Source organism: Sulfurimonas sp. NW9 (assembly GCF_051132275.1).
Taxonomy (GTDB): Bacteria; Campylobacterota; Campylobacteria; order Campylobacterales; family Sulfurimonadaceae; genus Sulfurimonas; species Sulfurimonas hydrogeniphila.
Genome location: NZ_CP093236.1, coordinates 2257214 through 2279395, shown reverse-complemented (window position 1 = coordinate 2279395; position 22182 = coordinate 2257214). Strand labels below are relative to the sequence as shown.

21 protein-coding genes and 2 pseudogenes are annotated in these 22182 nt (G+C 38.4%); 13 read left to right on the top strand and 10 right to left on the bottom strand.

Annotated elements, in window-relative coordinates; all coding sequences use genetic code 11:
• Positions 1-25 precede the first annotated feature (25 nt).
• The 5 genes and pseudogenes from MLC44_RS12865 to MLC44_RS12845 all read left to right on the top strand — a co-directional run bounded on the left by MLC44_RS12865 (position 26) and on the right by MLC44_RS12845 (position 3255).
• Positions 26-1004 (top strand): annotated as a pseudogene (locus MLC44_RS12865) (iron-sulfur cluster assembly scaffold protein).
• Positions 1005-1058: 54 nt separating this feature from the next.
• On the top strand, positions 1059-1580 hold the full coding sequence (locus tag MLC44_RS12860) for a 2OG-Fe(II) oxygenase (RefSeq protein ID WP_434657701.1): 522 nt from the start codon (positions 1059-1061) through the stop codon (positions 1578-1580).
• Entirely contained in the window at positions 1516-1656 is a 141-nt protein-coding gene (locus MLC44_RS12855; protein WP_434657699.1) for a 2OG-Fe(II) oxygenase, read from the top strand. The genes MLC44_RS12860 and MLC44_RS12855 overlap by 65 nt, the downstream gene beginning before the upstream one ends.
• The gene (locus MLC44_RS12850) at positions 1653-2216 is read left to right on the top strand and encodes a PAS domain S-box protein (RefSeq protein WP_434657697.1); all 564 of its coding nucleotides are present in this window, start codon (positions 1653-1655) and stop codon (positions 2214-2216) included. The genes MLC44_RS12855 and MLC44_RS12850 overlap by 4 nt, the downstream gene beginning before the upstream one ends.
• A pseudogene (locus MLC44_RS12845) lies at positions 2210-3255 on the top strand (EAL domain-containing protein). The gene MLC44_RS12850 and the pseudogene MLC44_RS12845 overlap by 7 nt, the downstream one beginning before the upstream one ends.
• On the opposite strand, the gene MLC44_RS12840 reads toward MLC44_RS12845, so the two are convergent.
• Together MLC44_RS12840 and MLC44_RS12835 are read right to left on the bottom strand one after the other, a co-directional pair.
• Positions 3252-4394 carry a sensor histidine kinase gene (locus MLC44_RS12840; protein ID WP_418640800.1) on the bottom strand — a complete coding sequence of 381 codons (1143 nt, stop codon included), beginning with the start codon at positions 4392-4394 and terminating at the stop codon, positions 3252-3254. The pseudogene MLC44_RS12845 and the gene MLC44_RS12840 sit on opposite strands and share 4 nt — an antisense overlap.
• The gene (locus MLC44_RS12835; RefSeq protein WP_434657695.1) at positions 4387-5040 is read right to left on the bottom strand and encodes a response regulator transcription factor; all 654 of its coding nucleotides are present in this window, start codon (positions 5038-5040) and stop codon (positions 4387-4389) included. Before MLC44_RS12835 ends, MLC44_RS12840 begins: the two co-directional genes overlap by 8 nt.
• 26 nt (positions 5041-5066) lie before the next feature.
• Between MLC44_RS12835 and MLC44_RS12830 the strand changes: the two genes are divergently transcribed.
• The gene (locus tag MLC44_RS12830) at positions 5067-5309 is read left to right on the top strand and encodes a hypothetical protein (RefSeq protein WP_434657693.1); all 243 of its coding nucleotides are present in this window, start codon (positions 5067-5069) and stop codon (positions 5307-5309) included.
• Entirely contained in the window at positions 5249-5845 is a 597-nt protein-coding gene (locus tag MLC44_RS12825) for a TrmH family RNA methyltransferase (protein ID WP_434657690.1), read from the top strand. Before MLC44_RS12830 ends, MLC44_RS12825 begins: the two co-directional genes overlap by 61 nt.
• On the opposite strand, the gene MLC44_RS12820 is transcribed toward MLC44_RS12825, so the two are convergent.
• Genes MLC44_RS12820 through MLC44_RS12800 form a run of 5 tightly spaced genes read right to left on the bottom strand, consistent with a single transcriptional unit; the run spans position 5832 to position 13629 of the window.
• On the bottom strand, positions 5832-7547 hold the full coding sequence (locus MLC44_RS12820; protein ID WP_434657688.1) for an ATP-binding protein: 1716 nt from the start codon (positions 7545-7547) through the stop codon (positions 5832-5834). The genes MLC44_RS12825 and MLC44_RS12820 overlap by 14 nt on opposite strands.
• Entirely contained in the window at positions 7540-8505 is a 966-nt protein-coding gene (locus MLC44_RS12815; RefSeq protein WP_418640796.1) for a two-component system response regulator, read from the bottom strand. The genes MLC44_RS12820 and MLC44_RS12815 overlap by 8 nt, the downstream gene beginning before the upstream one ends.
• Positions 8506-10119, bottom strand: coding sequence for an ATP-binding protein (locus tag MLC44_RS12810; RefSeq protein ID WP_418640795.1), 1614 nt, complete (start codon positions 10117-10119; stop codon positions 8506-8508).
• Positions 10106-11656 (bottom strand): hybrid sensor histidine kinase/response regulator, encoded by a 1551-nt coding sequence (locus MLC44_RS12805; RefSeq protein ID WP_418640794.1) that lies wholly within the window; start codon positions 11654-11656, stop codon positions 10106-10108. Before MLC44_RS12805 ends, MLC44_RS12810 begins: the two co-directional genes overlap by 14 nt.
• Positions 11653-13629, bottom strand: coding sequence for an EAL domain-containing response regulator (locus MLC44_RS12800; RefSeq protein WP_418640793.1), 1977 nt, complete (start codon positions 13627-13629; stop codon positions 11653-11655). Before MLC44_RS12800 ends, MLC44_RS12805 begins: the two co-directional genes overlap by 4 nt.
• A 96-nt stretch (positions 13630-13725) precedes the next feature.
• Here MLC44_RS12800 and MLC44_RS12795 point away from each other — a divergent pair, with 96 nt between their 5' ends.
• Both MLC44_RS12795 and dbpA read left to right on the top strand, forming a co-directional pair.
• The gene (locus tag MLC44_RS12795; protein WP_151899325.1) at positions 13726-14385 is read left to right on the top strand and encodes a response regulator transcription factor; all 660 of its coding nucleotides are present in this window, start codon (positions 13726-13728) and stop codon (positions 14383-14385) included.
• A 27-nt stretch (positions 14386-14412) separates the two neighbouring features.
• Positions 14413-15771 (top strand): ATP-dependent RNA helicase DbpA, encoded by a 1359-nt coding sequence (gene dbpA, locus MLC44_RS12790; protein ID WP_434657685.1) that lies wholly within the window; start codon positions 14413-14415, stop codon positions 15769-15771.
• Here the strand turns inward: dbpA and MLC44_RS12785 are convergent.
• On the bottom strand, positions 15768-17600 hold the full coding sequence (locus MLC44_RS12785) for an ABC-F family ATP-binding cassette domain-containing protein (RefSeq protein ID WP_434657684.1): 1833 nt from the start codon (positions 17598-17600) through the stop codon (positions 15768-15770). The two genes, dbpA and MLC44_RS12785, sit on opposite strands and share 4 nt — an antisense overlap.
• An 80-nt stretch (positions 17601-17680) precedes the next feature.
• Here MLC44_RS12785 and MLC44_RS12780 point away from each other — a divergent pair, with 80 nt between their 5' ends.
• The gene (locus tag MLC44_RS12780; protein ID WP_346389801.1) at positions 17681-17908 is read left to right on the top strand and encodes a hypothetical protein; all 228 of its coding nucleotides are present in this window, start codon (positions 17681-17683) and stop codon (positions 17906-17908) included.
• 5 nt (positions 17909-17913) lie between these two features.
• Here the strand turns inward: MLC44_RS12780 and MLC44_RS12775 are convergent, their stop codons facing one another.
• Entirely contained in the window at positions 17914-18453 is a 540-nt protein-coding gene (locus MLC44_RS12775) for an RBBP9/YdeN family alpha/beta hydrolase (protein WP_434637024.1), read from the bottom strand.
• A gap of 2 nt (positions 18454-18455) precedes the next feature.
• Entirely contained in the window at positions 18456-19340 is an 885-nt protein-coding gene (locus MLC44_RS12770) for a DUF234 domain-containing protein (RefSeq protein WP_434657682.1), read from the bottom strand.
• A 145-nt stretch (positions 19341-19485) separates the two neighbouring features.
• On the opposite strand from MLC44_RS12770, the gene MLC44_RS12765 reads away from it, so the two are divergent.
• From MLC44_RS12765 to MLC44_RS12755, 3 genes are all read left to right on the top strand, one after another.
• Entirely contained in the window at positions 19486-19770 is a 285-nt protein-coding gene (locus MLC44_RS12765; RefSeq protein WP_151899331.1) for a hypothetical protein, read from the top strand.
• A gap of 242 nt (positions 19771-20012) precedes the next feature.
• Positions 20013-20372: an HvfX family Cu-binding RiPP maturation protein gene (locus MLC44_RS12760; protein ID WP_434657680.1), complete on the top strand. Its 360-nt coding sequence runs from the start codon at positions 20013-20015 to the stop codon at positions 20370-20372.
• Between the two features lie 3 nt (positions 20373-20375).
• Positions 20376-22127 carry a glutamate synthase-related protein gene (locus MLC44_RS12755; protein ID WP_434657678.1) on the top strand — a complete coding sequence of 584 codons (1752 nt, stop codon included), beginning with the start codon at positions 20376-20378 and terminating at the stop codon, positions 22125-22127.
• The last annotated feature ends 55 nt before the right edge of the window (positions 22128-22182 follow it).

Sequence of the window (22182 nt, the reverse complement as noted above, 5' to 3'; positions counted from 1 at the left end):
TAAAATAAAATTAAGGAAGAATAGTATGGCAAAAGCAGATATGTTAGGCGAGTCTCTATGGGACGCGTATTCAAATAAAGTAACTACATTAATGAACAATCCCCAGCATCAAGGGGAAATTACACCGGAAGAAGCTGAAGCACACGGAAACAAGCTCATCGTAGCAGATTTCGGAGCGGAGAGTTGTGGAGATGCAGTAAGACTCTACTGGGAAATTGATCCAAAAACAGACAAAATTGTAAACTCAAAATTCAAATCATTCGGCTTGGTACGGCTATCGCATCAAGTGATGTAATGACAGAGCTTGTATTGGCAAAACAGTACAGGAAGCGGTAAAAATTACAAATATTGATGTGGAAAAAGCACTGCGTGATGATCCGGATACTCCGGCAGTTCCACCGCAAAAAATGCACTGTTCGGTAATGGCATATGATGTTATTAAAAAAGCAGCTTCATTGTACCTTGGTGTAGATGAAGAGAGTTTTGAAGATGAAATCATTGTATGTGAATGTGCGCGTGTTTCACTCGGTACGATTCAAGAAGTTATTAAACTAAATGACCTCAAAACGGTTGAAGAGATTACGGACTATACAAAAGCCGGCGGTTTTTGTAAGTCTTGTATCAAACCGGGCGGTCATGAAGACAGAGAGTGGTATCTGGTTGACATTTTAGAGCAGACTCGCAAAGAGATGGAAGCAGAAAAAATGAAAGCAGCTGCAGATGCGATGAGTGCAGGCGGCGGAAATTTTGAAGAGATGACACTTGTACAGCAAATCAAAGCTGTTGATGCTGTCATTGATGAGAGCGTCAGACAGTTCCTGATTATGGATGGCGGAAATGTGGAAATCATAGACATTAAAAAGAATGATGACAACATTGATATTTATATCCGCTATCTCGGTGCATGTGACGGTTGTGCCTCATCTGCTACGGGTACACTCTATGCAATTGAATCAACACTAAAAGAAAAACTTTCTAAAAAAATCAGAGTTTTGCCTATCTAATTTTCTTCTCTGACTCTCCCTTGACGGGAGTCCTCTTCTTGCTACAATACCTTCATGTATAAAAAGCTTTACTCAAAAATAACAGATGCCCTGGTCGACAACGGCTATATTATTTTAGAAAATGTGTTTGAACCTGCACTTGCAAAGCAACTTTTACAGATGTCACAAAATATCAGACAATACAAACAGGCGGGAATTTCCCATCACTCTACGATCAATACAAATCGCAGAAAAGATAAAATATACTGGATAGATGCAGAGAATGAGCCAACTGCCAGGTACCTGGATTTTATGAACGGACTTCAAAATTATTTGAACCGGCAGCTTTATCTTGGGATTAAATACTATGAGGCACATTTTGCTTTATACCAGGCAGGTGATTTTTACGAAAAACATCTTGATGCTTTTGGCGGTACAAAAAACCGTGTTGTTACGACTGTCTATTATCTTAACGAAGAGTATACGTCTCAAAATGGGGAGAACTGGTCATGTATGACAAAAATGATAACAAATGCAAACAGTTGCGCCTCTTATAAATACTCTGGTTGTATTTTTGAGCGAAGAGTTTCCTCATGAAGTTCTGGTTTCCAAGAAAGAGAGATACTCTATTGCAGGTTGGTTTAGAGTTGATGAAAGAGGAGTGAATATTTGAGCTTGCCATATCATGATGAAATTCAGAAACTCAAGCAGTATAAGATGATTTTGGATCATAACAGTATTGTCTCCAAAACGGATGTCAATGGCATTATAACCTATGTGAATGACAAATTTTGTGAAGCTTCCGGTTACTCCAAAGATGAACTGATCGGGAAAAATCATCGCATTATCAAACATCCTGACAACCCGGAACATATCTATCAACATATGTGGGATACGATAAAAAATAAAAAAATATGGCAAGGTACGCTTAAAAACAGAAAAAAGAACGGAGAGGCCTATTATGTAAAGTCAACTATTGCCCCTATTTTGAACTCCTATGATAAAATTATAGAATATATCGCTGCTAGAATTGATGTGACGGACCTTGTGCACAAAGATGAAATCATTAAAAATCAGTTTATGGACGAACTTACCGGTTTGCAAAACAGAACGGCATTGTTACACGATTTAAAGCTAAACGGAGAGAATAAAGCCTCTTTGGTTCTTATCAATATAGACAGGTTTCAGATATTAATGATTATTTTGGATATGAAGTCGGAGATGAGGTGCTAAAAAGTTTTTCACAGACTCTGTTGCAGGCCCATAAAAAAGTCTACAGAATAAGTGGTGATGAATTTGCAATCTTGTGTGAGCATACATTAAACAATACGGCGAAGCAGGCAATTACAGCAATTCTGGATACCCTTCAAAACAGCAGTTACTCTTTTGAAGGGATGAACATCTCACTGTTTCTCTCTTGCGGCGTCTCCTATGGAAAAAAGAAAGATATTTACAAATTCTCCCATATTGCCTTAAAAGACAACAAAAGAACAAACAAAAAAGTGACATTTTTTAATGAAAATCCGGATCTGCAAAACCGTATCAAAGAAAATCTTGAAATAATAACAAAGATTAAAAATGCGATTGACAATGACAGGTTTGTCCCATACTATCAGGGTATTGTAGATAACAAAACACAAGAGATTGTTAAATATGAAGCGCTTATCCGCTTACAGGAAAAGACGGGAAGATTATTTCTCCTGTCTTTTTTTTAGAACATGCCAAAAAAGCCAAACTCTATACACAATTGACAAAGATTATGCTTGAAAAAGTATTCCAAAAATTTGCTGATTCAGCGTGCTCATTTGCAATCAATTTTACACTTGAAGATATAGAATCACAAGAGGTTGTGCAGACTTTGGTGGAGAATCTGCAGAAGTATGCATGCGGAGAGCGGGTAACTGTAGAGATTGTGGAATCCGAGGGGATAGAAAATTTTGATGAGGTCTCAAATTTTATAAAAAAAGTAAAAATGTATGGATGTAAAATTGCTATTGATGATTTTGGAACAGGATATTCAAATTTTTCATATCTTGGAAAACTTGATATAGATTTTATAAAGATTGACGGTTCTCTGGTTTTGAATATGCATCAGGGTGGTGCTGAAATGGCAACCCTGGAAAGTATTTTGCATTTTGCGAAAAAAATGAAGATCAAGACAATAGCAGAGTTTGTTAAAGATGAAGAGACATATGAAACATTGCATCAAATGGGTGTTGACTATTCACAGGGGTACTACTTTTGCAAACCGCAGGAAAATTTGAGAGATTAAACAAAGGTAAGTGTAATTTTGGTTCCTAGATTTTCTTTGGACTCTATGTTTATTTGAAAGTTATACTCTTCTATGATACTCTGGACAATATTTAAACCGACTCCAAATCCGCCGGCATAGGAATTTGCCCGTACAAAGCGGGTGAAAATTTGCTGCAGTTTTTCTTGTTTGATACCGATGCCTTCATCTTGAATGACAAAAGAGTTGTGTGTGGTTGTGATTTTTATCTTTGTGTTGGGATGAGAATATTTTATGGCATTGCCAAGCAGGTTGTTTATAATCATTTTTGCTTTTGTCGGTGCTATTTTAAGTGGACAGTTTTGCAAATCGGTTTGGACAGTAATATTTTTTTTCTCCACAAGTTCACTGAAATAAGCAATATCTTCTTTGATAATTTCATCAAACAGAAGAGAAACGGCCTCTTCACTCTCATTGTCAAAACTTAAAAAGCTGAGTGATGCATATATGTCATAAAGCTGTTTTGTACTGATGGAGATGTTCTTGACCGTTTTTTCATCATACTCCTTTTTTGCTTTTAATCTTGAAGTACTCATCATAATTGCTGTAATGGGTGTATTTAATTCATGGGTTGTGTCTTTGACAAAATCCTCTATCTCCTGCATTTTGTCTTTGAGCGGTTTGAGAAAAATATAGGATAAAAAGACGGCGATGACAATGATGAGAAAAGCTGTAATAATGACAGCATAGGCAATTTTGTTTTTTATCACTTCTATATTTTTTACACACTCGTCACTTTGTACAACAATGTACTTTACATGTAAATGTCCGGCTGTCCTTTGGGTGATTAGAGTAAAAATATCATCTTTCATGTAAAAATCTTTTGAAAAATCAACCGCCTGGACAACTCTCCCGTATAACAGGTGTTTTTGTGCATCAAAAAGGGCGATAGCTTCTTTTTGAAACGCATCAAGTTTGAATTTTTTATGGTGCATATGGGCATCAATGACTTTGGCACTGACAATGTCAGCGATGTGGTTCATTTTGTAAAAATTGGCATTTTTTTCCATAGCTACCTGAGATGTGTAAAACCAGTAAGCCGCCAAAGACAAAAACATAAAAGAGCTGAGAAGATAAAGAGAGAGAAAAGAGTAGAAGGATTTTTTTGTTATTTTATTCAAAAATATACCCTTCCCCTCGAACAGTTTTTATTTTTTCTTTGCCTATAATTTCTCTGAGTGTTCTGATGTGCGAACGAAGCGTAGCATCACTGGGCAGCGAATCAAAGTTCCAGATATTCTGCACAAGTTCTTCGTTGGTAATGAGGCGAGATCTGTTTTTTAAAAAATAGGATAAGAGCAGTGTATCTTTGGCAGTGAGAGAGATTTTTTTGTTGTTTACATGTACTGTTTTTTGCACAGGGTAAAATAGAGTTTCGTCATCCAGGATGATAAACTTGTTATTTTCAATATTGAAAACTCTTTTGATACTGAGTATTCTGGCATGCAGTTCTTCAAGTTCAAAAGGTTTTTTAATGTAATCATGCGCACCGGCGTCAAAAGCACGCTGCAGGTGTTTTGTATCTCTGTAGGCGGTGATAAAAACAGTGGGGGTTTTGTTGCTGAAAGCTCGGAGTTCTCTGAGGAGGTCTATGCCGTCTTGACCCATCACATTGATATCAAATATAAACAGGTCATATTTGGAGTTTTCAAGATGCACATAGACTTCCTGCGCATTGTAAGCATAATCCACATGCCACTCTTCTCGCAAAAAATCCAGTAAAATATCGGACAAAACAGGGTCATCTTCCATTAAAAGTATGTTCATAAGTTATTTTATCCTAAAATAATGAAATGATTATAAAAATTGATAATATTAATACAGATGAACTGCAGATTTACAAAGAACTCAGAGAGAATGCTTTTCGGAGTGACAGAAGTTTTATAGCCGACAGTCCGAAAGTCGTCAATCTTTTGCTTGAGAGTGATTTGGAGATAAAAGTATACTTGCAACGCAGGAGTATTATGATGAATTTATGCCTCTTGTGCAGTCAAAAAATATTCCCAAAGTCTATCTCACAACGAAAGAGGAGATGAGCAGGATTGTCGGGCATAAGATACATCATAACTGCATGGCACACGGCATACGTCCTGATGATATTACTTTAGAGGGGGCAGGTGAGCGTATCATCATGCTCGATAATATCACTTCAAGTGAAAATGTAGGCTCGATTGCCAGAAGTGCAGCCGCACTTGGCGTAACGAGTTATTTTTTGCCAAAATCCTCACCTCATCCGTTTAACAGGCGTGCTCTGCGTGTCTCTATGGGCTATGCGCACAGGCTGGGCATACATGTCTATAAAGATATTTTTGAGACGATTGCTGCTTTAAAATCTGCCGGTTACCGAGTCTATGCCGCAGAAGTTACCGAGGATTCCACTCCCTTGTCCTCTTTACATGTAAGCGGCAAATGGGTACTTCTGATGGGGCATGAGGGTCAGGGAATCGCACAGGATATTTTGGATCTCTGTGATGAAATTGTCAGCATAGAGATGCAGGCGGGCATTAAAAGTTTTAATGTAGGTGTGGCTGCATCCATTCTTATGTATAGCTTTGTGCTTAAGAAACAGTAATACTAAAAAGAGCACCTTTGTCGGTATTGCGAACACAGAGTGTGCCCGCGCAGTAGTTTTCAATGATAATTTTACTCATATAGAGCCCCAGTCCTGTTCCTGTATCATCTTTTGTGCTGAAATAAGGGTCAAAAATTTTGTTCATAATATCCTGAGGAATACCTCCTGCGTTATCTTCTATTATAATTTCAGTCTGATTATGCCGCAGTGTCAGTGTAATGTATATATTTTTATCTTCAATATTATTTTCAATTAATGCATCTTTGGCATTGTTTAAAATATTAATGATCACCTGTCCGAGAATATCACTTTGCATTGTAAGTGTTTTTGTACTTTTGTTTTCATAGGTAATGGAGATATTCTTTGCCTGAAATACCGGTTTTACAAGATTGATACTGTGAGTGATAATTTCATCTATAGAAAATTCTAACTTGTCTTTTGGCCGAAAGTAGTGCATAAAATCGTTTGTGACTTTTGTCATTTCCTGGAGTTGTTTTTTTGCATTTTTGTCAAAATACTCAATAAAATCATCATTGAGTTTAGACTGTTTGTACTTGTGCCTGACTGTTTGCATAAGCATAGAAAGTGCATTGAGTGGTTGTTTCCATTGATGCGCAATCATATTCATCATATTCCCCATCTGTGCCAGTCTGTTCTGCTGCAGCATGTGCAACTCCTGTTCTCTCTGTTTTTCTACTTCTTGTCTGACCTGCTGCTGAAGGTTTTGATTGAGTGCGCGTAGTTTGTCTTGGGCATCTTTTCTTCTTTTTACTTCGTGTTCGAGCGAGAGGTTTATGAAATAAAGGTAAATGGAAAATGGTAAAATAATTCCAAAGGCAATGGCTAAATAAATAAGTGTCTGCTTGTCGAAATAACGCTCTTTGTCTTTAATATAGCCCCATTTCAGGTAAAGAGACTGCAACTCCTGTTGGGGTAAATTGGTCACCGCTTTACTTAAAATAACATTAAGCACAGGCAGACTGCTTTGGCTTGCTATACGAAGTTGATAAAGGTAGTCCAAATCACCGGCAACCCGCAGGTTTTGAATATTATACTGACTCATATAGTAACTCGCTCTCACAGGTTCACTGATGGTTGCCTCTGCTGTTCCTGCTGCTACAGCCTGCAGGGCTTTGAGCTCTGTTTCGCAGGGTTTTATCACAATAGAGGGATATTTGTTTTGAATGTATGCAAAAATTGCACTTTTGTCAACAAGTGCAACACTCTTTGCCTGCAGTGACTCAATATCAGAAACCAAAAAATTGTCACGCTGCGTGATGATTTTGTTTTGCTGTGTGAGAATAACATCTGTAAAATCCAGATACCCCAGACGTTCCTGAGTTTTTTGCGCTGCAAAAACTATATCGATTTTCCCTTTTTTTGCAGCGTCCATTAATGCATGCCATGTAGGAAAAGAGATGTATTTAAAAGAGATACCCAACTCCTGTTCAAGGAGATGAAAAAGATCCAAAGAAAAACCGGCAGTTTTGCCCTCAGGAGATATGATAACCTGGTTTGGAATGTTGGTAATACCGACAGTAAGGGGCTTCTTTAAAGTACGCAGCCATGTTTTTTCTTTTTGATTTAAGAAATTTTTTGTTGTTATCTGTTGAGGTTTTGAGAGCTCTTTAAGCTGCATGAGGAGAAAAAAACTCAAGAGGATTACAAAGGCAATGAAAAAGAGATAGCTTTTTTTATACATCTGAACTCCGCCCTTGAGTTGTGGGTGCTGTAGAAGAATCGCCGAATTTAAAATGAGATTTTGCCTCTTTCTTTGCTGCATACATTGCCATATCTGCACTGTGTAAAAGTGCCTCTTTTGAGCTGCCCTGTATTGGGTAAACTGCTATGCCTATACTGCATGTAATGTGAAATGTATACTTTTGAAATACTATAGGAGTGCTTACAGCCTGTATAATTTTCTCGGTAAGACTCTTTGTATCAGAGATCTTTTTCACACTTTCTACAATTAAAGCAAATTCATCACCTCCTATGCGGGCAAAGGTGTCTTCGATGCGAATAACTTTTTTTATATTTTGCGCGACAGACTGCAGCACTGCATCTCCTGCTGAGTGTCCGTATTGATCATTAATACTTTTAAAATTGTCCAAATCAATAAAAAAAAGAGTAAAGTTTTCATGGGAGTGTTGTGCTTTATTTACAGTTTCATTGAGTTTGACACTAAAGAGATGTCTGTTTGCAACCTGTGTCAATGTGTCGTAATGTGCAAGCGCATACAAGACCTCGAGCTCTTTTTCTTTTGCCTTTTTGGCATCTATGTCATTTTGAAGATTTCTGGCAATAGCGTGGAGTCTGTCATAGAGCATTTCTATGTCAACCGGTTTTGGAATAAAATAGTCTATACCTGTATTGATCGCTTCAAGCAGTTTTTCTCTTTCATCAAAAGCAGAGAGAATGACAATCGGTTGCCATTTGTCGATTTTTTTAATTTCTTTGGAAAGTGTCAGTCCGTCTGAGTGGGGAAGCACAATATCTGATAAAATAATATCAGGTTTTTTTTCTTTATAGACAGCTAAAGCCTCTTCTGCGTCAAATGCCTGGTAAAATGCCTTGAAATCATCCGCTAAAAGCATCTTCATATGTTCCTGTGCCTGCATGTCATCTTCAACATACAAAAGTGTAAAATTCTTTAAGTTCATTTATTTTTTTCCTTTTGGCAGACGGATAACAAAGTTGGCTCCCTCGTGGGTATTGAAAACTTCTATTGTAGCATGTAACTGTTCCTGCAAGACCATTTTTACCATATACAAACCCAGACCTGTTCCGTTTTTTTCCTGTTTTGTTGAGAAGTAAGGGTCAAAGATTTTGTCTTTTATGGCTTCGTCAATTCCCCCGGCATTATCCTGTATGGCAATGAGTAGCTCTGTGCCGGTATCTTCAAGTGTTATCTGTATCTTTTTTTCATTTTGTGTTGTTTGCAGCAGGGCATCTTTCGCATTGTTGAGAATATTTAAAAGAACCTGGTTCAGGGCATTGGGATTTGTAAAGAGTTCATAATCCTGTGCGGCATTAAATTCAATGAAAATTCCTTCATTCTTAAAAATATCGGCCGTAATATTTAAAACTTCATTGATAGCATCCTTAAGAGAAAAGGCATATATCTGATCTTCCTGTTTGAAAAAGTTTTTAAAATTATCTATAGTGTCAGACATTAAATCTATCTGTTTTTTAGAGTGGCTTTTAAAATACTCTATTGCCTTGTCATCAAGTTTTCCTTTGGCATGTTTTGAAATTGTCAGTTGGTTGATGAGGGCAAGATTATTCAGGGGTTGTCTCCACTGGTGGGCTATCATGCTAATCATTTCTCCCATTTGGGCAAGTCTGCTTTGCTGGTAGAGAAATAATTGCTGTTCTTGGCTTTTTTTTACTTCTTTGGCAATGGTTTCTTCAAGTGTTTTCGTGTATCTCTTTCTCTCTTCAACAAGCATTCCGATGGTGAGGATTACAGAGACATGGACCAGAATAAAAAGGTTGTAGTTGATGACATTGTCTATATGGTTGTTGAGAGTAAACGCCCCAATATCCAGATAAACCGCATAGGATGCAATGAGAGCTACAAGTACATTGAAAAAAGTTCCGTATACCAAGCCTTTGTATGCACTCGCGAGAGCGACAACAGGAAGTGTTAAGCTCAAAAGAAGAAAACTGTTTTCAATGCCAAATACTATCTGGAGTATATACACGTAGGCACCAAACAGCCCTGAGCAGAGAAAAAATTCTTTCCATTGGATTTTTTGAAAGTTTGTAAAAAGGAGGAGTAAAAAGGGTGTAAAAACCAACTGCCCCATTACATTGCCAAACCACCATGAAAAAAGATAGAGCGAAAACTTTTCAATAGAAATATAATGTGCCATAAGCAGTACGGTGTTTGAAAGTAAAGCACTCAAAGGCTGCAATACAAAAAATATCAGCAAAACCAATCCAAAAATATCACGAAATTTTTCAAGGCTGACACGGAGATGAAATTTTTTAAATAAAACAACAGCCAGGTAGGCTTCGGCTGTATTTATAAGAGCAATACTGAGTGATACCGCAAATGAGATTTCATTGCCAAGGGCTAAGAAAAACTGTCCAAGAAAAATCCCCGGGAGGACTTTTTTGCCGAAATACAGGGCAAACGCCAAAGCAATGCCTTCTGCTGCAAAAAGTCCGACATTGATAATCGAGTTTCCGCTTAAAAGACTGAGGCTGAGTGTTCCGCTTGCATAGTATAAAAAAGCAAGAAGAAAAACAAGGAGACTATTGCGTATCATTCTCTTCTCCTTCATAAACAGGCATTTCTATAATAAATTCGGCACCCTCTTTTGTGTTTTTGACAGAAAGATTTCCTCCGCTGTGTTTTTCTATAATCATTCTTGACATATAGAGACCGAGGCCTGTTCCGTTTTTTTCGGTTTTTGTAGAAAAATAGGGCTGAAAAATTTTGTCTTGTATATGTGAAGGAATGCCTCCTGCATTATCGATGATATGTAAGCTGTTTTTGTCAATCTTCAAAGTGATTTTCGGATGCCTAATGTTGTTTTGGACTAAGGCATCCTGCGCATTTTTTATAATATTTAACACAACCTGTACAAGTTCATTTTCAAAGGCCAAAAACTGTTGGGGTGCAGTAATCTTTTTTTCAAAATGTATATTTTTTTGTTCGAGACTGTGTTGAACCAAAGCAGTGACAGTACGAAGAATTTTTTCAAAATCTGTCACTCTTTTTTCTTTTTGCGGTTTAAAAAAGTTTCGAAAGTCATCAATAGTATGACTTAAATAGTTGATATAGTTTTGCAGTTTTTCAGAGATTTTTTTTGCTTCTTCTGCATTAAGTTTGTCATTTTGCGCTTTGAGTTCAAGTACGATTGCCGCCGTTGCCATAGCATTGAGCGGTTGTCTCCACTGGTGGGCAATCATGGCTATCATTTCACCCATTTGGGCATGGCGGGACTGGGTGAACATAATTTCATCTTTTTTTCTGTTTTTTTCAACTTCTTCATAAACAAGGCGCTCAAGGTTGTCATTTGTGTATTTGAGCTGAAAGTTTGCTTCTGCCAACTCTTTCTCTTTTTTGAAGTAATCTATCCACAGGTCGACTTTGAGGATAAACTCTTCAAACACATAAGGCTTTTTTAGAAAATCATTGGCTCCGTTTTTTAATACATCCCGAATAATATCCGGCGTGGAAGTTCCCGAAAGTACAATAATGGGAATAGACAAAAACCGGCTGTCTTTACGTAAAAGTTTTAAAAATTCCAGGCCGTGGATATCCGGGAGCTCCATATCTAAAATGATAAGATTATACTCCTCTTTTTTGAGCTTATCAAAGGCTGTTTTTGCTTTCATCGCTGTGTGCACAGTATAGTTTCTGGGTTCAAGAACTGTTTTGATCTGTTTGCAGATAAATCGGGAATCATCGACTACCAAAATTTTATCTCTCTTTTTTGTACTGATTGTGTGAATTATTTTTACTATTTCAGAAATAGAGTATAAAAAATTGGTATCTTTGATAATGTAATCAAGTATACCGTACTGAAACAGTTCTTCGCGAAGATCTGCATCTTGAGAAGATGTCAGGACAATAACTTTTGTTTTTGTCAAAGACTGTATATGGGCTATGAGCTCAGAACCTTCTCCGTCAGGCAGATGTAAATCTAAAATGATAAGCTGAAACTTCAGTGTCGTCAAAAACTCTTTTGCCTCGGCAAGTGTATGGGCCTGTGAGATCTCAAAACCAAGAAGTGTCAGCTCTTTTTTTATGAGATTGTTTATGGTACGGGAATCTTCTATTACTAAAATATTTTTCATAACAACGGCTCCGGTTTTCCAAAATAGTATCCTTGAGAAAAGTCAATTCCAAGCTTTTTGACTATCTGAAAAATAGCTTCATTTTCAATAAACTCTGCAACAGTTTGCAGTTTCTGCTCTTTTGCGAAAGTAACGATACTTTTTACTGCAGAAAGGGAGTAGGTGCTTGTTTCTATATCGCGTATCAGGCACCCGTCTATCTTGAGAATATCCGGCTGATACTCCAAAAGTCTTTCAAAGTTGGAATATCCGGCTCCAAAATCATCAATGGCAATTTTCACCCCGTATTGCTTTATCTCTGCAATGAATTGTTTGACGGTTTCAAAGTCTTTGATCCGTTCGTCTTCAAGCAACTCAAAAACTATTCTGTGGGCACTCTCTTTGTATTTTTGCAAAAGGGAGAGAATTTTTTTGCGCATACTCAGCAGTTCAATATCCAGGGCAGAAAGATTGATGGAGATATCTGCCTCACAATGGCGTAAAACAGTAAAAGAGTGTTCTAAGACGATATTCGTGATTTTGAGATAATAATTACTTCTTTTGGCAGTTTCCAGAAAAAAGTAAGGTGAGAGCACTGTACCGTCTTCTTTGACCAGCCGCACCAGGGACTCATATTTTTCTATTTTCTGTGTGTTGTTGTTGATGATGGGCTGAAAGTAAGAAATAATTTTTGAACTTCGAATGGCATCCTTAATCATATGCACTGTTCTTATATTTTCTTTTGCTTTTCTCTGCTCCTGGGAGGCAAAATTATTGGCAAGTAAAAAACGCTGCTTCTCTTTTACAAGCTTTTTCATGCCGAGTTTTACCGATTCGTAAAGTTTGTCATTTTCATAGGCGAAAGTGAGTAAAATTGCAATATCATACTCAAGATCTTCAAAAGCAATGGTATCATCGCGGACCTGCTGTTGCAGTGCCTGTAACTCCTGTACAAATAATGTTATATTGTCGGTGTGTTCTTTGGCATCAAGTATAAAAGCATATTCTCCGTTTTGCAATTGATATATTTTGTCAAAACTGTATTTTTTTGCAAAAGTATTCTGTAGATATATTCGCGCTTTTTGTTCAAGAATATAGAGCGTATTTGTATCATAAAAATCCTCAAGATCATCATAGTCTTCAAGTTTGATATAAACCAGTAAAGGATTATGGGCATTTTTGAGTTCGTTTTTGAGTTGTTTGAGCGGATGCATAATGTCTGTAATATCATGCCGCAATGAAATATACTCAAGAATGTTTCCCTCTAAATCAAGAATCGGTTTTACTGTTGCATCAAGATAGTAACTTTTTCCGTTTTTCGTTCTGTTTCTTATGCTGCCTTTCCAAATCTTTTTTTTATTTTTTATGGTATCCCACATTTCTTGAAAAATTGATTTGGGATTGTCCGGGTGGCGTATAATGTTGTGATTTTTTCCGATAAGTTCCTCTTTTGTATATCCGGAAATTTCACAAAAAGCATCATTGACATAGGTAATGATGCCTGCTGTATCTGTTTTGGAAACGATAGCGCTGTTGTTTGTTGCTTCTTGATACTCTTTGAGGAGATGAAGATTCTGTTTGGCCTGCAGCGCATATTTGTATCTTTGTGTTACCTGAAAGATGGTACTGGAGAGCTGTTTCATATCAATGGGTTTTAAAAGGTAACCGTTAATGCCGATTTGTATGCTCTGGAGAAAAAAGTCCTCTTCGTTATGGGCTGAAAGTATGATAATAGGGACTTCTTTGTTGATGGCTCTTATTTTTTTTGCCATTTCCAGACCGTTCATGTGGGGCATATTTATATCTGTAATAATGATATCTATAGACTCTTTTTGAAATTTTTCCAAGCCCTCCTGCCCGTTTTGTGCGACAATGATAGTATCGAAAAAATCCTCCAAAAGCATCGTTGTAATCTCTCTTGCATCAATGTCATCCTCAACATACAAGACTTTTAAACTCTGCGAATACTTAGTGACTTCTTGGATTTCAATCATAACAACACCCTTTAAAACAGATTTATAATTTTAAAATACAAATCTAAGCAAAATTACACTAAAATCTGTTAAATCTGTATTTAACTGGGATAACGCATGCAAAAGGGCAAAATATTACTTGTAGAAGATGATGAACTCTCTTCGGAACTTATTTTCGAATATTTGAGTGACTGCGGGTTTTTTGTTGAGGCTGTATTTACGGCGACTGATGGTGTGGCAAAAGTAAAAAATGAGCCGTTTGATCTTGTATTGCTTGATATAAATCTGCCTGATTTTGACGGGTTTGAAGTCTTGAAAAGTCTTAAAAATCACTCTTCTGTGCCGATTATTGTGACAAGTGCCTACAGTGATACACAGAAAAAACTTTTGGCTTTTAGATACGGAGCGAGTGACTATATGACAAAACCTTTGGATCTTGAAGAACTTGAGGCTAGAATATGGCTACAGCTTGGAAAAAACAGTGCGATTAAAACAGAAGACGAAAAAAAAATCTTTGAAATAAAAAACAATCATGTCTATTTTCAACAAAAACAGCTTGATCTGACGACTATTGAGTTTGAACTCCTCTCCTTGCTTATCAAAAACAAAAACAGTGTTATGCAGAGGGAAAAACTTGTCAATGCCCTCTCCTCTATCAGTTCGCATCGTTCTTTGGATAACCATATAAAAAATATTCGTAAAAAAATAGGCGATACCGGAACAAAAGCCCAGTATCTTAAAACGGAGTACGGTGTTGGCTATAAATTGACATTTTAGCTATAATTACAAAAAAGAAACTACTCAATGAACTTTACTACACTTCCGCTTTCTCCAAAAATGCTTCAGACTATAGAATCACTCGGTTACACACAGATGACTGCCATTCAGGCTCAGGCACTTCCTGCTGTATTGGAAGGACGTGATGTTATTGCACAGGCTAAAACAGGCAGCGGGAAAACAGCTGCTTTTGGTATAGGACTGTTGCATCATCTGGATGTGAAAAAGTTTCGTGTGCAGTCTTTGGTATTGTGCCCGACCCGTGAACTTGCCGATCAGGTTGCCAAAGAGCTGCGCCGTCTTGCACGGTTTCAGCATAATATTAAAATTTTGATGCTCACAGGAGGAGAGTCTTTTGGCAGACAGCTTGGCTCTTTGGCACATCAGGCACATGTTGTCGTGGGAACACCCGGGCGTGTTTTAAAGCACTTGCAAAAAGAGAGTCTGGATCTGAGCAATCTCAAGACTCTTGTTTTTGATGAAGCAGACAGAATGCTTGATATGGGGTTTATAGAAGAGATAGATGCTGTGCTTTCTTTTGTGCCCAAGCAAAGACAGACGCTGCTTTTTTCCGCCACTTATGATGATGAAATTTTAGCAATCAGCAAAAAACTTCAAAGCAATGCTTTACATGTAAAGACAACAGCACAGGAAATAGAAAATAAAATAAAGCAGGAGTTTTATCAAACAGAGCATAAAACAGAAACACTCATTCGTATATTTTCTACCTATAAACCGCAAAATGTAATCGTCTTTACAAATACAAAAGTTGAAGCAAAAGAGCTTGCAGAGTCTTTGGTGCGGAACAAAATAGACGCACTGGCAATTCACGGCGATTTGGAACAGTATGAAAGAAATGACGTGCTGGTACAGTTTGCCAACAAATCCTGTCCCGTTTTGGTGGCAACTGATGTGGCAGCCCGCGGGCTTGACATAAAAGAGCTAAGCATGGTTGTCAATTATGACCTGCCCCATACCCAAGAAACATATACGCACCGTATAGGACGTACCGCAAGGGCAGGGGCAGAGGGCATTGCAATTACGTTGTATAACGAGTATGAGGCACAAAAGCTTGAACCATATGAAAATGATGAAAAACATCAATTTTTAGATGTCTCTGTGCTTAAAAAAGAGCAGGGTTTTGAAATGAAACCAGAGTTCGTGACTTTGGTCATAGAATGCGGCAAAAAGGATAAAATCCGTGCCGGTGATATACTCGGAGCCTTAACAGGTGATGCCGGACTGCAGGGAAAAAGCATCGGTAAAATTGATTTGTACGACAGACAAAGTTATGTGGCAATTGAAAATTCTTTGATAGACGAAGCCCATAAAAAACTCAAAAACGGAAAAATCAAAAACAGAAAATTCAGCGTCTGGGTACTTTAGCTTACTTCTTCTATCTTTAAAGTATACTCTTCTAAAATTGTATCAAGTTTGGTTTGTTCTTCTTCAAGTTTTTCAAACATCTCTTCTACCTGCTTTTCCATCTCCGAAACAGTTTTTGAAAGTTCCATGAGCGTGGCGCTGTCACCTGCATTGGATGCTTCTATAAGCTCTTCATGTTTACATGTAAGTGTATCTTCAAGTTCCATTATTGTGTTTTCGAGATTTTCGACTTTTTTCTTGAGCGGGGAAGCAAGTTTGTTCCGCTCCCGTATAAGTTCGGCACGCAGTTTTTTGTTTTCTTTGTGATTTGATTTTGGTACTGTTTTCGTTTTTTCTTCCTGCTCTTCCTCATCCCAGCCGATTTTTTCTAAAAAGTCGTCGTACCCGCCGTCAAAATATTCAGCGCCATCTTTTGCAAAGATGATGAGTCGGTCACATACACGGCGCAGTAACTCTTCGGAGTGGGTCACAATGATGCTTGAGCCTTCAAACGCATTGATGGCATTTGTAAGGGCTTCAATACTTTGCATATCAAGGTGGTTTGTCGGTTCATCCAAAAGCAGGAGATTGACATCTTTGGCAATTATCTGTCCCAGCATTACGCGGCTTTTTTCTCCGCCTGAAAGCAGGGAGATTTTTTTCTCGGCGTGTTCACCGCTAAAGAGCATCGCCCCGCAGATACTTCTGACTTTTGCTTCACTTAAGTTTACATTGGCATTGTAAATTTCATCCATGACGGTATTGTCAGGGTTTAAATGGGCGATGTTTGTCTGTCCAAAGTGGGCAGCTTCAGTTGCGGCGTTGCAGATAACCTCCCCGCTGTTTTGTTTGAGTTCCCCTGCAATGGTGTTTAAAAGGGTTGATTTCCCTTTGCCGTTTTTTCCGATGATGCCCAGGGTTTCGCCTTTTGCAAGTGTGAAGCTGATATCTTTAAAAAGTATTTTATCTGCTGTGTAGCCAAAGCTTAAATTTTTGACATCAAGCAATACTTTGGCAGGCGTATCTTTGTAATGAAATCGAAACGCAAGCGAGGCATCTGTGTTTAAATCTTCAAGCCTGTCCATCTTTTGCAGCTGTTTTACTTTGGACTGTGCAAGCGAGGCCGTAGAGGCACGTGCTTTGTTTTTGGCGATGAACTCTTCAAGCTCTTTTACTTTTCTGTCCTGAGAGAGCTTTTGTTTCTGGTGCAGTTCGTCATCGCTTGCAAGCTGGGCATAAAACTTGTGTGTATTTCCCTCGACAAGTCTGATGTTTTTTCGTACAATGCCTGCGGTATGTGTGCATACTCCGTCCATGAAATTTCTGTCATGGGTAATAAGGATAACCTCTCCCTCAAAACTTCTTAAAAATGTCTGCAACCAGCGCAGCGAGACAATATCGAGATAGTTTGTCGGTTCGTCCAGAAGCAGTAAATTTGGCTCAGTGACCAAAAGTTTTGCGAGATTGATGCGTATCTGGTAACCGCCAGAGAAAGAGAGCGGGTCTTTGTTCAAATCATCCGCACTAAATCCCAGTCCGAAAAGGATTTTTTCCACTCTGTAGGTATCATACTGCATCTCTTCGCCAAGAGCGAGTGCCGCTTCTTCTCCCAGTGTTTTTTCACTGAAACTCAAGTGTTGTTTGAGTATGCCGATACGATAGTTTTTTGGCAGGAGAATCTCACCCTCATCGGCTTCTTCCTCACCGGTAATTATTTTAAAAAGGGTCGATTTCCCGCTGCCGTTACGTCCTACAAGTCCGAGACGGTTGCCGGAGTTGAGTTTGAGGCTGAGGTTTGAAAAAAGTTCTTGGGTGGTAAAAGATTTTGAAATATTTGTTAATTGAATCATAAAGGTATTTTACACTCTTGTCTATTAAATTTTTACATGCTTTGTGCTATAATTGGGAAAAACAGCTTAAGGAGGACGATATGAATATTGCGCAGTATACATTCCAGTCACCTTATCCGAGTCCTGTTCAGATTGGAAGACTGGATCCGAGTTCACTCAAAGATTCCTCTTCATCACAAAGTGATACATCCTCATTACTCAAGGCGAGCAATGAAACTTTAAAAAAAGCACAGGTCTTGGAGACATCGTTGAAGAGTGAAGTAAAACCGAGTGTTTCTCAGTCAAAGTCGTTGGATATTTACGCGTAAGAGAGCTATAAAACAGTTTGCAGCTCTTTGCGCATCCATTCCCATTTTCCATATCCGCTGTCTGTATTGATATGCCCTGCATTGTTGAGTATTTTTATCTTTACATGTAAAGTTTTCTGCAATTCTTTTGCTTCATCCAGACTCATATAAGGGTCATTTGTAGAGGCAATAAGCAGGGTCTCTTTTGCAAACAGCTGAGCCGGTGCCGATACCGGAAAAAATTCCTCAAGTTCTTTTATCTTACATGTAAGACTCGGCGGTGCGACAAGGTACAATTTCTCTATTTCGGGTACTTTTTTTGTATTGCACAGATGAAACCATAAGGTATTTGCGAGCGAGTGGCAGATGACGATATCTGGTTTGAAATCTGCAAGAGCAGATTCAAGCTCCTGCATCCAGACAGCAAGTTTTGGCGTATCAAAATTTGAAAACTTTAAAAAATTGACACAGCCGTATTCTTTGGCAGTCTCTCCCGCAAGCCAGCTTTGCCAGTGCGGATAATCGCTTCCTCCCCAGCCATGCAGCAGCAATACTTTCTTGGCCATGACTATTCTACCAGTTTGGCAAAGTTTTTCAGTGTTAACAGGCGCAGATTTTGTCCTTTCAAAGCTTTAAGTTCACTGGAAAAACCCTTTTTTGAGACAATGACAAATATATCTGCATGAATGCCTGCTTTTTTTGCAAGCTCCTGCAGGCGAGTAAGTTCACTCTTTTTGATTTTTGTATTTGTATATTTTGTACTGCCGACAACTGTCTTGCCTGATTCTGTTTTGGCAAAGATGTCAAACTCTGCTTCTTTATCCCAGTAGCTTGAAATCTCTTCAACAGGGTCCTCTTTTGCAAAAATATCTTTGAGAAGCTCATGGGAGAGCTGGGTAAAAATCAGATTGGCAAACTCCGCTTCTCTGTTTTGCCAGCGTTTTTTTACTTCGCTGTAGTCACCGTCACGAATGCCTTTAAAAAGCGGAGAGACGAATGCAAACCAAAAACGTAAAAATGGTGTTGTAAAGTAGAGTTTGTTATCAAGTTTTTCATCATTTTCCCAGGAGGTAAACTCTTTTTTGGGCTTTTGGACACGTATAATCCCTCTTGCTGTAAGCTCCTCTACTGCTTTGTCTCCGACTTCTTTTTCAAGTTTTGCCCGCTTGTAGCTTGCATGTGTTTTGCCGTCACCCATGGCAATGGCACTCAAAAGTGCATGATACAGCGGGGCTCCGCCCGTAATCTCACTGATATCATTGCGAATGTAGTGATAGTCTTTGAGTATGAGTTTCTCTATAAGCTCATAGGAAGGCTTTGATGTATCTATCTCGCCCCATCCTACACCGCCGAAGATTGCAAATTTTTCCAGCAAATCTTCAAAACTCTTGCCTGGATGCTCTTTGTAAAATATTTTGAATGCTTCTTTGAGTGTCTGTTTTTCTGAAATCACAGCGAATGCCTTTTTTTATAAAATTATACACTAAATAATCACTACACAGATACTACACATTTAAAATGTATAATTTTTTAATGTAATAATTGTAATATATTTTATGCTACAATTGTTCTAACTTAAAATATCAAAGGATAACAATATGAACAGGTTAAATCTTACAGCTTTACTTTTGGGCGCGGCTCTTTTTACAGGACTCGGTGCAGTTTCACTCAGTGCAGGCGATATGAAATGCGGCGCAGGCAAATGCGGATCTTCAATGGACAAGCCAATGAAGAAAGAGGGTGATTCCAAATGCGGTGCCGGTATGAAAAAAGCGGGCATGAAATGCGGTGCTGCCATGAAAGAGATGAAAGAAAAGAAAGAGATGCAGGAAAAGAAAAAAGGCGGTATGAAGTGCGGCAAAGGAAAGTGCGGCGCTAACTAGCGAGCATTTTATAACAGAGGCCTCCTCTGTTATATGAATATTATCGTATACGCTCTTGCATAAAAATACGCTCTCTTCCAAAAAACATTAAATTTTCCTGATTATACACACTTATTACACACAAAAGCAGTAAAATTTTTCATACAACTTAAGGAGTTTGTTATGAATTTGAAAAAGATATATCTTGAGTTTTCACGTTTAGGGAATATCTGCAGCCGTTAAGTCTGCTTTTTGCAAGACTCTTGGTAGCATACGGTTTTTATGAACCGGCAATGATGAAATGGAATGATATGAAGTCTGTTGCAGAGTGGTTTGGCTCAATGGGTATTCCGTTTCCGACACTGAATGCCTACATGGCCGCCAGTACAGAAATAACAGGGGTTGTGTTGTTGACATTAGGATTTTTTACGAGACTCATTTCTATTCCTTTGATTATCATAATGATTGTGGCCATAGTCACTGTCCATCTGCATAACGGCTTTGCAGCAGGTGATAACGGTTTTGAAATTCCACTCTATTATATGGCATTTTTATTTATTTTCTTATCTTTTGGTGCAGGAAAATTTTCATTGGACAGACTTGTTTTTGGAGAAAAAAATTAAACAATGGAAGCATTATTCAGGTTTACGCATGAAATAGGAGAAATCCAATTCCCAATATTGATGTTTCTATTTAAGGCAATAACTATTCTTTTTATTGTAACTTCTATAGTTTTATTTATTTATGACAGGTATATTCAACGGGAAAACCAGCTGCTGATTAACTATCCGTTAATCGGTCGTTTGCGGTATCTGTTTTATGCACTGCGTGACCCGATGCGTCAATATTTTGGTGATGAAAAATTTTATGAATCGTTTGACAAGGTCAAATGGGTATATGACTCGGCTGAACGAAAATCCGCCTATGCCTCTTTTTCTCCCGGACAACCGCAAAAAACTGCAAGACTGGGCATTAAAAATGCCAACTGTGTGCTTAATACAGAAGATGTGAGCGATGATTTTTCTGCAACTTTTGGAGAAGATTCTCCCAAGCCTTTTACAACAAGATCTGTTCTCGGGCGGAGTGCCATGAGTGACGGGGCTATCTCTCCTGAGGGAACACGTGCTTTTACAAAAGGGGCTTATCTTGGAAAATTTCCTATCAATACAGGAGAAGGCAGTCTGACTTCAAACTTTTTTTATACCCATAAATATACAAGAGAGTGTCAATTTTTTCAAATCCAAGAGGGAACTTTCTTTGCAAAAAATGTGTATAGAATTGTAAAATTTTTGATCAACCCGGCCACTGCACAAAAGGTATACAAACATATGGTTGTGACAACTCCTGCTCCTGACAGTTATCTTTTTGATAAAACGGAATTGGTTTTTTACCGGGTTAACTGGGATGCGCCTATGAGCACTTTTCCTTCACAGGTGCCTGATGATATGCCTGATATTATTTTTCAGATGGGAAGCGGACTCTACGGTGTGCGGGACAAAGAAGGAAATTTCTGCGAGGAACGCTACCAAAAGACAATGCGTTTTTGTAAAATGACAGAGATTAAAATGGCACAGGGAGCAAAGCAGACCGGAGGGAAACTGCTTGCATCCAAGGTAAGCGAAGAGATCGCCTATTATCGCGGGGTAGAAGCACACAAAAATCTTTTCAGTCCAAATCAGTTTCCTTTTGCACACAGCATAGAAGAGCTTTTTGATTTTACGGGCAGGCTCAAAGCCTTGTCTGAAAAACCGGTAGGCATCAAGCTTGTGATTTCATCCCAGGAGAATTTTACAGAGTATGCAAATCTTATCCAACAGCGCCTTGCTGCCGGTTCAAATGCCTATCCTGATTTTATTACCATAGACGGCGGAGACGGAGGAAGCGGTGCTGCACCACTGGAGATGATGATGAGTGTCGGCATGAATATTGCAAAAGCGCTTTATATAGCAGATAGCGAATTAAGAAGAGTAGGCGCACGACAAAAAGTCAAACTCATTGCAAGCGAAAAAGTACTGACACCTGATGATGCTGTTGTCCTGTTCGGTTTGGGCGCGGACTATGTAGCCATAGCAAGAGCTTTTATGATGAGTGCCGGATGTATCCGAGCACGGGAGTGTTCAGGGGCACACGGTCGTGCCTGTCCTGTCGGTCTGGCAACACAGGACAAGAAAAAAAGAGCCTCCTTCTTGATAGAGAAAAAAGCAAGAAACATTGCATCATATCATGAACAGCTGCTTTTTGGAATACGAAACCTGCTCGCTGTGATGGGCTTACACCATATAAAACAACTTGAAAAAGAGAATCTTATTTTCAGAGACAACAGTGGAAAAACATACATGGATGTTGAACGTTATTTTGAAGAAATGCTGATAAACTAAAAAGGTGTTACACAATTATTACACACTTTTTGAGTATAATAGTTGTAATAATTAA

What these genes read in the sequence shown, in the direction of transcription:
- MLC44_RS12860 (WP_434657701.1), top strand. Translation starts at nt 1,059, where the DNA reads ATGTATAAAAAGCTTTACTCAAAAATAACAGATGCCCTGGTCGACAAC.
- MLC44_RS12855 (WP_434657699.1), top strand. Translation starts at nt 1,516, where the DNA reads ATGCAAACAGTTGCGCCTCTTATAAATACTCTGGTTGTATTTTTGAGC.
- MLC44_RS12835 (WP_434657695.1), bottom strand. Translation starts at nt 5,040, where the DNA reads ATGAACATACTTTTAATGGAAGATGACCCTGTTTTGTCCGATATTTTA.
- MLC44_RS12830 (WP_434657693.1), top strand. Translation starts at nt 5,067, where the DNA reads ATGATTATAAAAATTGATAATATTAATACAGATGAACTGCAGATTTAC.
- MLC44_RS12825 (WP_434657690.1), top strand. Translation starts at nt 5,249, where the DNA reads ATGCCTCTTGTGCAGTCAAAAAATATTCCCAAAGTCTATCTCACAACG.
- MLC44_RS12820 (WP_434657688.1), bottom strand. Translation starts at nt 7,547, where the DNA reads ATGTATAAAAAAAGCTATCTCTTTTTCATTGCCTTTGTAATCCTCTTG.
- MLC44_RS12815 (WP_418640796.1), bottom strand. Translation starts at nt 8,505, where the DNA reads ATGAACTTAAAGAATTTTACACTTTTGTATGTTGAAGATGACATGCAG.
- MLC44_RS12810 (WP_418640795.1), bottom strand. Translation starts at nt 10,119, where the DNA reads ATGATACGCAATAGTCTCCTTGTTTTTCTTCTTGCTTTTTTATACTAT.
- MLC44_RS12805 (WP_418640794.1), bottom strand. Translation starts at nt 11,656, where the DNA reads ATGAAAAATATTTTAGTAATAGAAGATTCCCGTACCATAAACAATCTC.
- MLC44_RS12800 (WP_418640793.1), bottom strand. Translation starts at nt 13,629, where the DNA reads ATGATTGAAATCCAAGAAGTCACTAAGTATTCGCAGAGTTTAAAAGTC.
- MLC44_RS12795 (WP_151899325.1), top strand. Translation starts at nt 13,726, where the DNA reads ATGCAAAAGGGCAAAATATTACTTGTAGAAGATGATGAACTCTCTTCG.
- dbpA (WP_434657685.1), top strand. Translation starts at nt 14,413, where the DNA reads ATGAACTTTACTACACTTCCGCTTTCTCCAAAAATGCTTCAGACTATA.
- MLC44_RS12785 (WP_434657684.1), bottom strand. Translation starts at nt 17,600, where the DNA reads ATGATTCAATTAACAAATATTTCAAAATCTTTTACCACCCAAGAACTT.
- MLC44_RS12780 (WP_346389801.1), top strand. Translation starts at nt 17,681, where the DNA reads ATGAATATTGCGCAGTATACATTCCAGTCACCTTATCCGAGTCCTGTT.
- MLC44_RS12775 (WP_434637024.1), bottom strand. Translation starts at nt 18,453, where the DNA reads ATGGCCAAGAAAGTATTGCTGCTGCATGGCTGGGGAGGAAGCGATTAT.
- MLC44_RS12765 (WP_151899331.1), top strand. Translation starts at nt 19,486, where the DNA reads ATGAACAGGTTAAATCTTACAGCTTTACTTTTGGGCGCGGCTCTTTTT.
- MLC44_RS12755 (WP_434657678.1), top strand. Translation starts at nt 20,376, where the DNA reads ATGGAAGCATTATTCAGGTTTACGCATGAAATAGGAGAAATCCAATTC.